The following is a 12,180-nucleotide window of genomic DNA, read 5'->3' on the forward strand; positions in this document are numbered from 1 at the left end:
AAAGACTCCCTGAATTTCCTCTTGCATCCGAGCCGAGCCCTTGCAATCCCATCAAGGGTCCTCTATCACCCCACAACATTGGTGCGGCTGGGATTCCGCTCGCGCCCTGATAAGTAGCGTCCACAAATAGATCCCGATTCGGACACCGGCACCTATAGATTTTCGGGTCGAAGTCGGAGCTGGGCGTCCGACCGTCCTGGTACCGATCACGGTTCCTCCGTCGCCAACGGCCCTGATCAGATCTGGCTCATCGTCTAGGAAAGCGGCATCCATGGCCGAACCAAACGTTTCTCCTCGGGCGTTCTTTGCAAATGAATGTGCCACTTGTCCCTCGTGGATTCCCCGTGCTGTGAGTTGCAGTCGCGCTCGCAAACGAAACGAATCACAGAAATTAAACGAGGTCAACGGCCTCAGAAACAATGGCTCTCCCAGCGTCCACGCCTTCTCAAGCTCTTGACTGTGGCGCATCACACCTTTACAGTTCTGATATATGAGTCATATGTCACAGTTTGCCGACCTCGACTATAGGTCGTGATCTCGATGGGTCGGCACAAGGGCGCTGGTAACGAAGGCCTTGCCATATGAATCTCGAAAGCAGTGATACATGACGACGCCGAAATCATCTCGCGTCCCGCGGCCATGTCGGCTGGCATCGAGCCAGTCGGCATCGTCCACCGGGCGCTAAGGGCTGCGGCTGTCCGAGCATCTAAGCAACGGCGCTCTGGTGCCGTCAGCGGTTTGCGCTGAAGCCAGAAGGGAACAAATCTCAATGATCCATCCGACCAAGACGACGGCCTCCGTCGACACCCCCATACCAAAAGAGACCAGCTCCAAGTTCAAACGCCGCTTCATGGTGCGGCTTGTCGCAGTCTTCATCGGCGGGATGTTCCTCGACGGTTACATTCTCGGAATCATCGGCCCTGTCACCGGACTCATGCGGTCAGATCTCCAGCTCGACGCGCTATCGCTGGGCATGATCGCTGCAGGCCCACTGGTTGGTATCTTCGTAGGCTCCCCGCTTGCCGGCTGGGCTACTGACAAGTTCGGACGCAAGCCCATGTTCCTCGTTGACATGGGCCTGTTCCTGGTCGCCTCAGCGGCCCAGTTCTTCGTAACTTCCGGAGACGGGGCCGTGATACAGCTGGCCGCCATCCGGTTCCTGATGGGCGTCGCGATCGGAGGAGAGTACTCAATCGGTGGGCCATTGCTATCAGAGTTCTCCCCTCCAAAGCTCCGCGGGCGTTTGCTCGGGCTGACTCTGATCGCTTGGTACGTCGGTTTCATGATGGCATTCATCATCGGCACGCTCCTGCACGACGCCGGCACCCCCTGGCGCCTAGTACTCGGCACGAGCACGGTACTCGCACTCGTCCTGTTCCTCGCCCGCATGGGCCTCCCCGAGTCGCCGAGCTGGCTCATTACGAAGGGCCGGCATCAGGAAGCACTCGCGATCGCACGCAGATACGTCGAATCGCCCCAGATGCACGACAGCATCACCGGAGAGATGGATCTGAGGATGATCCAGGAGGCCGAAGCCGCGAAGAGTGGGACCAAAATCAAGAACGCCTCCTTCGGCATGCTGTTCTCCAGGCAGTACTGGCGCGCCACCGTCTTCACTGCAGGTTTTTGGTTCTGCGCGGTCACTCCCTACTTCGCGATCGCGACCTTCGCCGACGAGGTGCTCAACCAATTCGGCTTCGGAGGCGGCTGGGCCGGTGGAGTCGGCCTGTCCGCACTTGCGGTCGCGGGCGTGGTCACCAGCGTACTTCTGATTGATAAGCTCGGCCGCCGAATCCTCACTGTGCCCGGGCAGTGGCTCTGCGCGGGCATCCTGCTGGTCATCGGAGTCTGGGGGAACGCACCAGCGCTCCTCGTGCTCGTCCTGTTTCTCGCCTTCTCCTACTTCAATGCCGGCTACACCACGATGACCCAGGTCTATCCGGCCGAGGTATTCCCCGGCCACCTGCGTGGCGTCGGCATGGGCTTCGCCGCGTCCTTCAGCCGCATCGGAGCCGCACTCGGCACCTTCGCCCTGCCCTGGGCGATCGCCAACATCGGCATGGGCGCAACCATGGTCGTAGCCGCCGCCGTCGCATTACTCGGCGCAGTCCTCTCGCAATGGCTCGCGCCGGAGACGAAGGGGCGCACCCTCGCCGAGATCTCAGCAGACTTCTCCCACTGACACCGGGACTGCACGTGACTTCGAGTCAGAGCTAAGAGTCATCATTCTTGCCCTGATTGGGGTAGGCGTGTCTACAGCACAGCTGTAGACACGCCTACGTTCATTTAGACAAACAAACCGGCGGTACTTGGTGACACATCACTGTAAAGTGTCTATATGCCCAGGATCACGGCCGCCACGAATGCTGCCCAACGCGCCGAGACCCAACGCCGTATTCTGACCGCCTTCGGTGAACTCCTCTTTACCCACGGCCTGCCTGGCCTCACCATGACGGACGTCGCGCGCCATGCAGGCGTTGGCCGCACCGCCGTTTACAACTACTACGCAGACATGGAGCAGTTGCTCATTGCGTACGCGCTGGACGAAACCGAGCGTTTCATCGTGGACCTTCGTGATTCGCTGGCAGCTCTTGAAAATCCAGTGGACAGGCTGGCCCTCTATGTCCGCGCCCAGGTGGAGGACCTCAGCCGCCGCCATCTTCCGCCAGGGCCAGCGATGGCCGCCGTTCTTTCCCCGGCCTCGTTCGCGAAGCTCGCGGATCACGTGGGCGACCTCAACCTCCTCCTCCAAGACATCCTGACTGACGGCGTCCAGCAGGGCTACCTCCCGGACACGGACGTCGCCCAGTTGGCGCGGCTCATTCACGGCACATTGTCTGCCAGTGCCGCACGACGCAATAGAACGCCCGACGGCGAGACTCCGGCGCCTGCCCCAGCCTCCGACGTCGAGCTCCAGACGGCGCAAACGGTGCGATTCATCCAGCTAGGTGCGGGAGCGCAGTTCGACGATGCGGGCAAGCCCGTCCGCGTGGATGCTGCAGTCCCGGACACCTTGGCCGGCTAACGCCACAGCAAACAGGGCGGCGACCCATATCCGGGCATCGCCCACCACTTTGAGTGGCGAAAATCGAGCTGCGCGTCCTACTGAGCCGGGCGGGTGGGGATGATCGGCCACCGGGAGCTATCCGCGATCCTCAGGTCCTCGCGCGGACAGCTGAGCTTGCCTGGAGTTTGATCCACGAGTTGCGGTTCCACCAAGCCTTGATATCCCCGGGTGAGGACGAGGTCCACTGATTCGTCCTCGCGGTTGTCCTGGAAGTAATCCGTTCCGGCCACATTCCGCTGAACGTTGAATGCAGCCGCCTGGCCCTTTACTCCCGAGACCACCACGCCGATCCCCGAGTACGCGGTGTCGCTGTTGTCCACGGATAGGACCTTGTACCCCCGTGCTTTGAACTCGTCGGCAACAGTAGTAGCCAGCCCAGCCCGCGAGGTGGCATTGAAGACCTTGATGTTCACGGTTTCGTTCGGTACGTAGTCGAACGTCGTGGCAGGGCAGAGGCTGGTGGGCGCTTTGCTGGCGATCGCCGTGGGAATCTTGATGACACCGTTCATGATGGCCCAGGCACCAACTGCTCCGGCAGCTATGACACCAACCAGCAGGACAAGGACAATGGCGTGGAAGACGCTGCGCCGGAAGCGGCTGCGTTGGGCACGGGCGTCCTCGGCGAACGTCGCACGAAGCTCAGGTCCGGTCACCACATGGTGCCCGTGCAACTGCGTCACATCTTTGGGACGCTTGGGCTGCCTAGCCATCGATCACCAGCACGCGTGCGTGGATGGCCGTCCTCTGGTGGAGTGCGGTGCGGACTGCCCGGTGGAGCCCATCTTCGAGGTACAGCACGCCTTGGTACTGGACCACGTGCGGGAACAAATCCCCAAAAAATGTTGAATCTTCTGCGAGCAATGCCTCCAGATCCAGGGTGCGCTTAGTGGTGACAAGTTCATCGAGGCGAACGGGCCGCGGTGGAAGGGCAGCCCAGTCACGCGGCGCGGAATATCCATGGTCAGGGTACGGGCGTCCCTCGCCCACAGCTTTGAAGATCACCCTGCAAGCCTATGGAAGTTGCTGCGCTAACGGAACTTGTGACCCCCGGCACATGCAGGTTGTGGCCAAACGGTGACTATCGGACGTCAGGCGTCATAGCTGTGATGCACACCTCGGGGACTGACAGAATAGGGGCATGACTCAATCGCTCCAAGGTACCGACCGGACCGCTGCCCATACGGCCCCAGCCCTCGCGCTGCTGCTGGACGTCGACGGCCCCATCGCCAGCCCTGTGACGCGCGACGTCAAGCCGGATATCATCGCGGACCTCGTGGCGCTGGCTTCGGCCGGCATCCCCGTCATCTTCAACACGGGCCGCTCGGACGCCTTCATCAGCGAACAGGTCATGGGGCCGATGATCGAGGCCGGAATGCCGGCCGGGACCATCATCCACGCCATCTGCGAAAAGGGTGCCGTCTGGTTCAGCTACACAGCTTCCGGCCCCGGACCCATCCACGTGGACCACGAGCTCGCCGTGCCCAAGGCATACGGGGATGACATCCGCAGGCTCGTTGCCGAGGAATACTCCGCGCACATGTTCTTCGACGAGACCAAGCGCGCCATGGTCTCCGTTGAGCAGCACGTTGAGGTGGCCAGCGAAGATTACCTGGCCGAGCAAAAACTCTTCGACGCCGATGCCCTGAACATCATGGACCGTCACGGCCTGAACGCAGCCATCCTGGACCACCACGCCCCTGAGTCCGATGACACCGTGGACTACCGCCTGGACCCCACCATCATTTCCACGGACATCGAATCCGTCCGCTTGGGTAAGGACCTTGGCGCCAGCCGGGCAGTGGAAATGTTGGCCGCCCAAGGGATCACCCCGCTCTCCTGGCGCACCGTGGGTGATTCCCGTACGGACTACGCCATGGCAGACTGGCTTCACCACAACGACCACGATGTGAAGCACGTGGACGTCCGGCCCGCAGACGGCGTTCCGGTGAAGCCTTACACCATTCTTACCGCCGCTGACCTCGAGCTGGCGGACGACGTCATTCACGACGACGCCGGCGGAGCCTTCCTGCGCAGCTGGCGCGAGGCCCTGGACATCTAGACTCCCGCATTCCCCAGAAACGACTCACAACAGTACGGAGAAAAGCCATCACGCAAGCACAGGTCGATCCGATTTACCACGGCAGCCCCACCGTAGAGGAAGATGCGATCGCCGAGGCGGTCTCACCTGCCGTCGTTGCCCACCTGAAGCACAGGTCCGACGTCGTCCGTCACCGCGGGCGGTACGCCCTCCTTAACGGGGACCTCACGCCCCAGCAGGCAATGGTTGCCGACCTCCTGGCCATCCGCGCCGCTTTGGACGCCGCCGGCGTGGACTTCATCCTGGTTCGCGGCAACGACGAAAGGCCGGTCATCGCGGTCGACTGGGAGTCGCGCAAGGACGTTCGCGAAGCACTGGTTGCCGCCTTCCGCAATGAGCCGTTCTACTCCATGACTGTTGATGCCAAGAAGAAAACCTCGGTCCTGGTGGCTGACGGCGAACTCTCGGCCAACCGGAAGGCACGGATCTTCCGTCTGTACCGGCCCAGGGTGGAACTCGGCGGCGGGCTTTGGTACGGCCCTGCCCTCGGTGTCCAGTTGGAACTGTGGAGGTTCGAAGGCGACCACCTTGAACTCCCCGTGGAGAATTCCCTGACCCGGCGCACCATGCTGCGCCAGGACGCCGTTCGCGGTACCGTGCAACGGCACGGCCTCACCTGGCCGACCATCGAGAACATGTTTGCGGACCACGCCAGCGACATCGACTTCGACATCGACATCGTCTTCTCGTGGGTGGATGGCAGCGACCCCGAATACATCGCCAGGAGGCGCGCCCAGCAGGCCGGGGCTGTCCTCGGCGAGGGCGACGACCATGAGGCCCGTTTCCGGCAGATCAACGAGCTGAAGTATGCGCTGCGCTCGGTCCACATGTTCGCACCATGGGTCCGCCGGATCTTCATCGCCACCGATTCGCCTACCCCGGCATGGCTGGCCGACCATCCCTCGGTCACGATCGTGCGCAGCGAGGAGTTCTTCGCGGATCCGTCGGTATTGCCCACCCACAACTCGCAAGCAGTGGAGTGCCAGCTGCACCATATCGAGGGATTGTCCGAACACTTCCTCTACTCCAACGACGACATGTTCTTCGGCCGTCCCGTGGGCCCAGACATGTTCTTCACCCCCGGCGGAATCACCAAGTTCATCGAGGCTGACACCCGCATTGGGCTCGGAGAGAACGACGCCGAACGCAGTGGCTTCGAGAACGCTGCCCGCGTTAACCGCAAGCTGCTGTGGGAACGCTTCGGACGCATCACCACCAGGCACCTGGAACACACGGCCGCTCCCCTGCGCCGGAGCGTGGTGGCCCAGATGGAGCACGAATTCCCTGCTGAGTTCTCCAAGACCGCGGCCAGCCGCTTCCGTGCAGCGGACAACATCTCAGTAACCAACTCGTTCTACCACTACTACGCGCTGCTCACCGGCAAAGCAGTGACCCAGACTAATGCCAAGGTCCGTTACGTGGATACCACGCTGTGGTCTGGACTCCACTACCTTCCGAAGTTGCTGGCTAAGCGGCACATGGATCTCTTCTGCCTCAACGATGGCAGCTTCCCTGAGGTTGAAGCGGACGAACGCGCGGAACTGGTGACCGACTTCCTGGAGAAATACTTCCCCGTCAAAGCCCCCTGGGAGAAATAGAAACGCTGGGTCAGTCCCGGTGGCGCGAATGGGAGACGAGTTCCTGCGACGTCGGGGCTGGTACCCGCCGCGAACGGCTCGGAATCCGGATGCCGGCTTCGGTGAGGCGGCGCTGCACTTCGGCAGCGTCCACCGGCTCGCCAACAGTGACGCCACCGGACATGGGAACAACCGAATGCACGATCGTGTGCTCGTAGACGTGCACCATGTTGTAGGACTGGGCACCGTCCCGGCCACGTTGTCCCCCGGCGCGCACGCCGAGGTCCTGCGTGTAACAGGTCGCCGAGGCGACTGACACCGGGATGCCCGCGAAGCCCGCCGTCGTGGAGTAATGCAGGTGACCGGCCAGGATGGTACGGACATCGGAATTGCGGACGACGGCGGCCAAGGCGGCTTGGCCGCGCAACTCCACCAACACTGCGAGGTCCTGGACGCACGGGACCGGCGGGTGGTGCAGGGCAAGGATGGTGCCGTCCGGGGCGGGAGTGGCCAACTCTGCAGCCAGCCACTGAAGCTGCGATTCGGACAACTCGCCATAGTGGCGTCCGGGGACCGTGGTGTCCAGGGTGATAATCCTGAGCCCATTGACGAAATAGCTACGGTCCACAGGATCCTCGGGCCTGCTCACGGCTGAGGCATCCAAGAACGCAGAGCGGAAGTTCTTGCGGTCGTCGTGGTTGCCCATGGCCCAAATGGCCTTGGCGCCCAGCGAATCGCACACCGGCTCAATCATGTCCCGGAGGCGCTTGTAGGCTTGGAATTCGCCCTTGTCCGCAAGGTCTCCAGTGAAAATGATGGCCTCTGGCTTGATCTTGGAGGCAATGATCTGATCGCAGATCTCCTGCAGCCTGGCAGCGCTGTCAACAGACCCGTGGAGCGTGCCTGGACCGGCCACCAGGTGAAGATCGCTCAAGTGTAAAAGCACATGACCTGGTTTGGGGTACTCGGCCTCGATGAGCTCCATAGCTGCCTTAGCGTTTGGTGGGAGACGGTGTCCCCCGTGTCATTCCAGTACTGCCAATCCAACCAGACAGCAAGCCAACAACAGGCTAACTGCTGGCGGAATGTTGGAAAATTACTTTCTCCTTTCGAGATCGACCACTCTTATGACAACGCCTTTTCAACGGCGTCAACCAATTCCTGCGCGTCAGGTTCTACCGCGGAGGGGAACCTTGCAACCAGCTCGCCGTCACGGTTTATGACGAACTTCTCAAAGTTCCACTTGACCTTGACCGGCTGCCCGGATTCATCCCGGGTCAGCTCGGCAAACAACGGATGCTGCTCTTTGCCCAGCACGTTGGCCTTGCTGGTGAGTGGGAATGAGACGCCAAAGTTGCGTTCGCAGAACTCCGCGATTTCCTCGTCAGCGCCGGGCTCCTGGCCACCAAACTGATTGCAGGGGACGCCAAGGACTTCAAGGCCCTCCTCGCGGTACTTCCCGTAGAGCTCCTCAAGGCCCGCATACTGGCGGGTGTAGCCGCATTTGGAGGCGACGTTCACCACCAGGACCGCCTTCCCTTCAAAGCGTCCAAAGTCTGCTTCAGAGCCATCATTGAAGGTGAGGGGAATGCTGTAGAGGGTTCTCATGTGATCGCTTCCTGACGACGTCGTCTGGCGGGATTGCCGCCATCGAGCTTACGGGGAGCTGCCCAAGCCATGAAACGTAGGGGTACCTACTCGCTGGCTTATGACGCGGGAAGGATGAGCGCAGACAACGGCACGATCACGCCGTCCGGCCGCTGGACCATGTCCGGGCCAACGAGGACATATCCAGGCGGAAGGACCACTGCCGGAGTAGTTGATGGAAGCACAGCGACGGGGCTTGGCGCCGGAACAGGAGCCGCCGGCACCGGAGCCACTGGCTCCACTGTCTGAGTGACCGCAACCGGGGCGGGAGCAACCAGCACGGGCTCTGGTGCAACCACCACGGGCGCTGGTGCAACCACCACGGGCGCTGGTGCAACCACCACGGGGGCCGGTGCAACAGCCACGGGTGCGGGTGCAGGGGCTACCGGAGCAGGAGCCGGATCAGTGGGCGCCGCTGGAGCGACGGGCGCCACGGGCTCGACGACGGCGGGCGCGGTGGCGGTGTTGGGGACCGCCGGCGTCGTGCTGGGCGCAGTAGTCGTCGTGCCCGGTGTGGCTGTGCCAGGTGTCGTTGTGGTGGACGTCGGTGTGGGCGTCGGTGTGGAAGTCGCCGTCGGGCTTGGCGTCGCCGTGGCCGTAGGCGTTGGCGTCGCTGTAACCGTAGGCGTTGGCGTTGCCGTGGGTGGAGGTGTAACAGTCTGCGTAGGAGTCGAGGTAGCCGGTGGCGTTTGCGTGGCAGGCGGCGTCTGGGTAGCCGGTGCCGTAGTGCCCGAAGTGGCAGGCGGCGTAGTGCCCGAAGTGCTCGGCTGTGTGGCCACCGGCGGAGCAACGGTCTCTTCGTCGTCGCCACCGATGACGGCCCGGTTGGTGCTGTCTGACACCGGCACGGCCCACTGCGGCGACGCAGTGACGCCTGTTCCAACTCCAGGCTGGTAGTTCACCATGGTGATCTTCTGCAGCGGATCGAGCTGCCTGAGGGGCAGATAGGTCCAGCCGTTGGGGTTGGTGTGCAGGCCGTTGACGATCGTCTCAAAGTGCAGGTGGCACCCAGTGGACCATCCGGTGGTTCCTACCTCGGCGATGACTTCTCCGACGCGCACGGACTGGCCCTGCGTCACACCAATTCCTTGAAGGTGGTTGTAGGTGGTGACCAGGCCGTTGCCATGTTCAATTTCAACACGGTTGCCTCCACCCCAAGGGTGCCAACCGACGGCCCTGACAACACCGGCGTCGGCGGCGTAGACGCGCGTGCCGCATGCGGCGGCGTAATCCTGGCCCCAGTGGAATTCGCCGGGAAGTCCGGTCAACGGACTGTAGCGGTATCCGTATGGAGAGCTCGGATTGAGGACTTCAAGCGGCGCGTAGAGGCTGCCGGCCGGTGGACGCGACAAGCCGGACGAAGCGACCGTCAGGCCGGACGATCCGTCCTTGGCCACAGTCCGGACAAGTGCGCGGTCGAAGTAGACCATGGGCGTGCCGGCTTCTTGGGCCGGCGGCTCGGGCATGGTGTCTATCACTGTGGTTTCGGCTTCCGGCGGCACAAGGCTGCCAAGCGAGAAAGGTCCAACGACGCCTTGCGCCACAGAACCATCCACGGAGCCGGTAGAAACGGAATTTAGGGGTTGGAAACCAAAAGCGAAAAAGGCTACGGCTGCCAGGATTCCGGCGATGAGCATTCGACGAAAACCGTCGCTGCGCACCAAGTCTACATATCGGTCAGATTCACTATGCTTGCCCACAAGAACACTCCCCAAAGCCAGCGGCACCAAACCCCAGCCTGGCGTGCAAGCACCATTGTTGCGGGAATCAAAATGAAAATAAAGGCTTTCGGGCCCCAGCGAAGCGCAGGGTTTCCTCAGTTTTTGCTCAAGGGATCTTGAGGTTCGGGCAGGACGCCCTACCCGAGGTTTTCCTTGAGCAGCGCACGGTGTTCCACGGCAGCAGATTCATGCAGCGCGCGGCCTGCGTCTGTGAGCTCCAGAAACAGGGAGCGACGATCATCGGCGCACGTCTGGCGGGAGACCAGACCTGCTTTTTCGAGTCTGTCCACCACCTTGGACACAGCGCTTTGGGTCATGGGCGTGCGCTCCCCCAAAGACTTCATGCGGCAAGCGGCGTCCGTGCTTTCGGCGACGAGGTCCAGGATTTCGAACTCGTTCAGGCCGATGTCGAACTTGGCTTCCAGGGCGCGGTCGATGGCTCCTGCGGTACGGAAGTAGGAGTCCTGAATGCTGCGCCACTGCTCAACGAGCTGGCGATCACGCGTCGTTGCCATGCCCTGATTCTAGTCCATTCCGCCTTTAGAATCCACGTCATAATATTCCGTGTCATATTCCTTGTCATTCAATGACGTGTCATATAGCTTGGATGCATGACATCACCCACCACCCTTCAAAGATCCGCCGAACCCGTGGTTTCAGCCGTCCGTTGGACGCGCGCCCAGTGGCTCCTGCTGATGGTTGTGTGCACCGTCCTCGCCCTGGATGGGCTGGATGTTTCCATGGTTGGCGTGGCCCTGCCTTCGATCGGACAGGAACTCAACCTCGGAACCGATTCCCTCCAGTGGATCGTGTCCGCCTACGTCCTTGGGTACGGAAGCCTCCTGCTCCTGGGCGGCCGGCTCGCGGACCTGTTGGGCCGCCGTCGCATATTCCTCATCGCCTTGGCGGTGTTCGCCGCAGCCTCGCTCCTGGGTGGCCTGGTGGACGACCCCGCAATCCTGATCGCCACCCGGTTCGTCAAGGGCCTCGCCGCAGCGTTCACCGCGCCAACAGGTTTCTCCATCATCACTACCAACTTTGCCGAGGGCCGCGAGCGCAACAAGGCTTTGTCCATCTTCACCACATTCGGCGCCAGCGGCTTCTCATTGGGCCTTGTGGTCGGTGGACTGATGACCAGCCTGAGCTGGCGGTGGACGTTCCTGGTGTCCGTGCCGATCGCCGTCGCCGTGGTCCTGCTGGGCATGAAGTTCATTCCGAAAGACAAGCCGTCCGCTGAAAACAGCGGGCACGACATCTGGGGTGCCGTAACGCTCGCACTGGGCATGCTCGGCCTCGTCTACACCTTGGTTTCAGCGCCCGAGCAGGGCTGGGGATCTGTGGCAACTATCGCCGGATTCGCAGTATCTGCGGCCATTCTTGCGGCCTTCGCGGTGATCGAGAACAAGGTGAAGCACCCCCTGATCCGCTTCGGCATCCTCAAAGAAGGCTGGGTAGCCAGGGCCAACCTCAGCGCAGTAGGACTCTTCGGTTCTTACCTGAGCTTCCAGTTCATCGTCACCATGTTCCTGCAGTCTGTACTGGGTTGGACGCCCTTGGGCATGGCCCTGGCGCTGCTGCCCGCCGGACTGCTGGTGGCTACGAGTGCACCTTTTGCTGACCGGTTGATCGAGAAATTCGGTGCCACCCAGCTCATCCTCACAGGCCTCACGGCGCTTGGATTGGGCTACGTCCTGTTCCTCCGGGTGGGCACAACGCCCAACTACGCCCTGGACATCCTGCCCTCGGTCATCCTACTGGGCATCGGGTTCGCCCTGGCCTTCCCGTCCATCAACGTCCAGGCCACCACCGGCATCAAGGACTCTGAGCAAGGCCTGGCTGCCGGTTTGATCCAGACCAGCACCCAGGTGGGAGCAGCATTGGTCCTGGCTGTCACCACAGCATTGGTGAGCGGCCACGGACGGGCGACTGGAACCGTCAGCGCCCAGGCCATGCTGGAACAGTACCGCCCGGGCCTCATCCTCAGTGCCGTCGTCGCCATCGCGGCCCTCCTGGTGGCGGCAGCACCTTCAAGGCGCCGCATCCGCTCCTAGATTGTGCGCGGCTCCTGTC

11 protein-coding genes are annotated in these 12,180 nt (G+C 62.1%); 5 read left to right on the forward strand and 6 right to left on the reverse strand.

All coding sequences use genetic code 11. From position 1 onward, the window contains the following. The first annotated feature begins 769 nt into the window (after positions 1–769). Both ACFX4T_RS19180 and ACFX4T_RS19185 read left to right on the forward strand, forming a co-directional pair. A complete protein-coding gene (locus ACFX4T_RS19180; protein ID WP_216921822.1) occupies positions 770–2,182 on the forward strand; it encodes an MFS transporter in 1,413 nt (470 codons plus the stop codon). Positions 2,183–2,338: 156 nt separating this feature from the next. Beyond that, positions 2,339–3,025 (forward strand): TetR/AcrR family transcriptional regulator, encoded by a 687-nt coding sequence (locus tag ACFX4T_RS19185; protein WP_377653378.1) that lies wholly within the window; start codon positions 2,339–2,341, stop codon positions 3,023–3,025. A 77-nt stretch (positions 3,026–3,102) separates the two neighbouring features. Here ACFX4T_RS19185 and ACFX4T_RS19190 read toward each other — a convergent pair whose 3' ends face one another. Both ACFX4T_RS19190 and ACFX4T_RS19195 read right to left on the reverse strand, forming a co-directional pair. Next, positions 3,103–3,777, reverse strand: a complete 675-nt coding sequence (locus tag ACFX4T_RS19190) for a LytR C-terminal domain-containing protein (protein WP_377653380.1) — start codon at positions 3,775–3,777, stop codon at positions 3,103–3,105. Next, on the reverse strand, positions 3,770–4,069 hold the full coding sequence (locus ACFX4T_RS19195) for a type II toxin-antitoxin system VapB family antitoxin (RefSeq protein ID WP_062069994.1): 300 nt from the start codon (positions 4,067–4,069) through the stop codon (positions 3,770–3,772). Before ACFX4T_RS19195 ends, ACFX4T_RS19190 begins: the two co-directional genes overlap by 8 nt. Before the next feature lie 136 nt (positions 4,070–4,205). Here ACFX4T_RS19195 and ACFX4T_RS19200 point away from each other — a divergent pair, with 136 nt between their 5' ends. Then, on the forward strand, positions 4,206–5,126 hold the full coding sequence (locus ACFX4T_RS19200) for a hypothetical protein (RefSeq protein WP_216921846.1): 921 nt from the start codon (positions 4,206–4,208) through the stop codon (positions 5,124–5,126). 47 nt (positions 5,127–5,173) lie between these two features. Beyond that, positions 5,174–6,763 (forward strand): stealth family protein, encoded by a 1,590-nt coding sequence (locus tag ACFX4T_RS19205; protein ID WP_377653502.1) that lies wholly within the window; start codon positions 5,174–5,176, stop codon positions 6,761–6,763. A gap of 10 nt (positions 6,764–6,773) precedes the next feature. Here the strand turns inward: ACFX4T_RS19205 and ACFX4T_RS19210 are convergent, their stop codons facing one another. From ACFX4T_RS19210 to ACFX4T_RS19225, 4 genes are all read right to left on the reverse strand, one after another. Further along, entirely contained in the window at positions 6,774–7,727 is a 954-nt protein-coding gene (locus ACFX4T_RS19210) for a phosphodiesterase (RefSeq protein WP_377653382.1), read from the reverse strand. Positions 7,728–7,867: 140 nt separating this feature from the next. After that, on the reverse strand, positions 7,868–8,350 hold the full coding sequence (locus ACFX4T_RS19215) for a glutathione peroxidase (RefSeq protein WP_377653384.1): 483 nt from the start codon (positions 8,348–8,350) through the stop codon (positions 7,868–7,870). 98 nt (positions 8,351–8,448) lie between these two features. Beyond that, a complete protein-coding gene (locus ACFX4T_RS19220; RefSeq protein ID WP_377653386.1) occupies positions 8,449–10,050 on the reverse strand; it encodes a peptidoglycan DD-metalloendopeptidase family protein in 1,602 nt (533 codons plus the stop codon). 197 nt (positions 10,051–10,247) lie between these two features. Next, positions 10,248–10,625: a MarR family transcriptional regulator gene (locus tag ACFX4T_RS19225; protein ID WP_216921859.1), complete on the reverse strand. Its 378-nt coding sequence runs from the start codon at positions 10,623–10,625 to the stop codon at positions 10,248–10,250. A gap of 96 nt (positions 10,626–10,721) precedes the next feature. Here ACFX4T_RS19225 and ACFX4T_RS19230 point away from each other — a divergent pair, with 96 nt between their 5' ends. Beyond that, on the forward strand, positions 10,722–12,161 hold the full coding sequence (locus ACFX4T_RS19230; RefSeq protein WP_223947876.1) for an MFS transporter: 1,440 nt from the start codon (positions 10,722–10,724) through the stop codon (positions 12,159–12,161). The last annotated feature ends 19 nt before the right edge of the window (positions 12,162–12,180 follow it).

It is taken from the genome of Paenarthrobacter sp. YIM B13468, assembly GCF_042788025.1.
Classification (GTDB): domain Bacteria; phylum Actinomycetota; class Actinomycetes; order Actinomycetales; family Micrococcaceae; genus Arthrobacter; species Arthrobacter aromaticivorans.

Coding starts and splice junctions, on each gene's coding strand:
- ACFX4T_RS19180 (WP_216921822.1), top strand. CDS start 770: ATGATCCATCCGACCAAGACGACGGCCTCCGTCGACACCCCCATACCA.
- ACFX4T_RS19185 (WP_377653378.1), top strand. CDS start 2,339: ATGCCCAGGATCACGGCCGCCACGAATGCTGCCCAACGCGCCGAGACC.
- ACFX4T_RS19190 (WP_377653380.1), bottom strand. CDS start 3,777: ATGGCTAGGCAGCCCAAGCGTCCCAAAGATGTGACGCAGTTGCACGGG.
- ACFX4T_RS19200 (WP_216921846.1), top strand. CDS start 4,206: ATGACTCAATCGCTCCAAGGTACCGACCGGACCGCTGCCCATACGGCC.
- ACFX4T_RS19210 (WP_377653382.1), bottom strand. CDS start 7,727: ATGGAGCTCATCGAGGCCGAGTACCCCAAACCAGGTCATGTGCTTTTA.
- ACFX4T_RS19215 (WP_377653384.1), bottom strand. CDS start 8,350: ATGAGAACCCTCTACAGCATTCCCCTCACCTTCAATGATGGCTCTGAA.
- ACFX4T_RS19225 (WP_216921859.1), bottom strand. CDS start 10,625: ATGGCAACGACGCGTGATCGCCAGCTCGTTGAGCAGTGGCGCAGCATT.
- ACFX4T_RS19230 (WP_223947876.1), top strand. CDS start 10,722: ATGACATCACCCACCACCCTTCAAAGATCCGCCGAACCCGTGGTTTCA.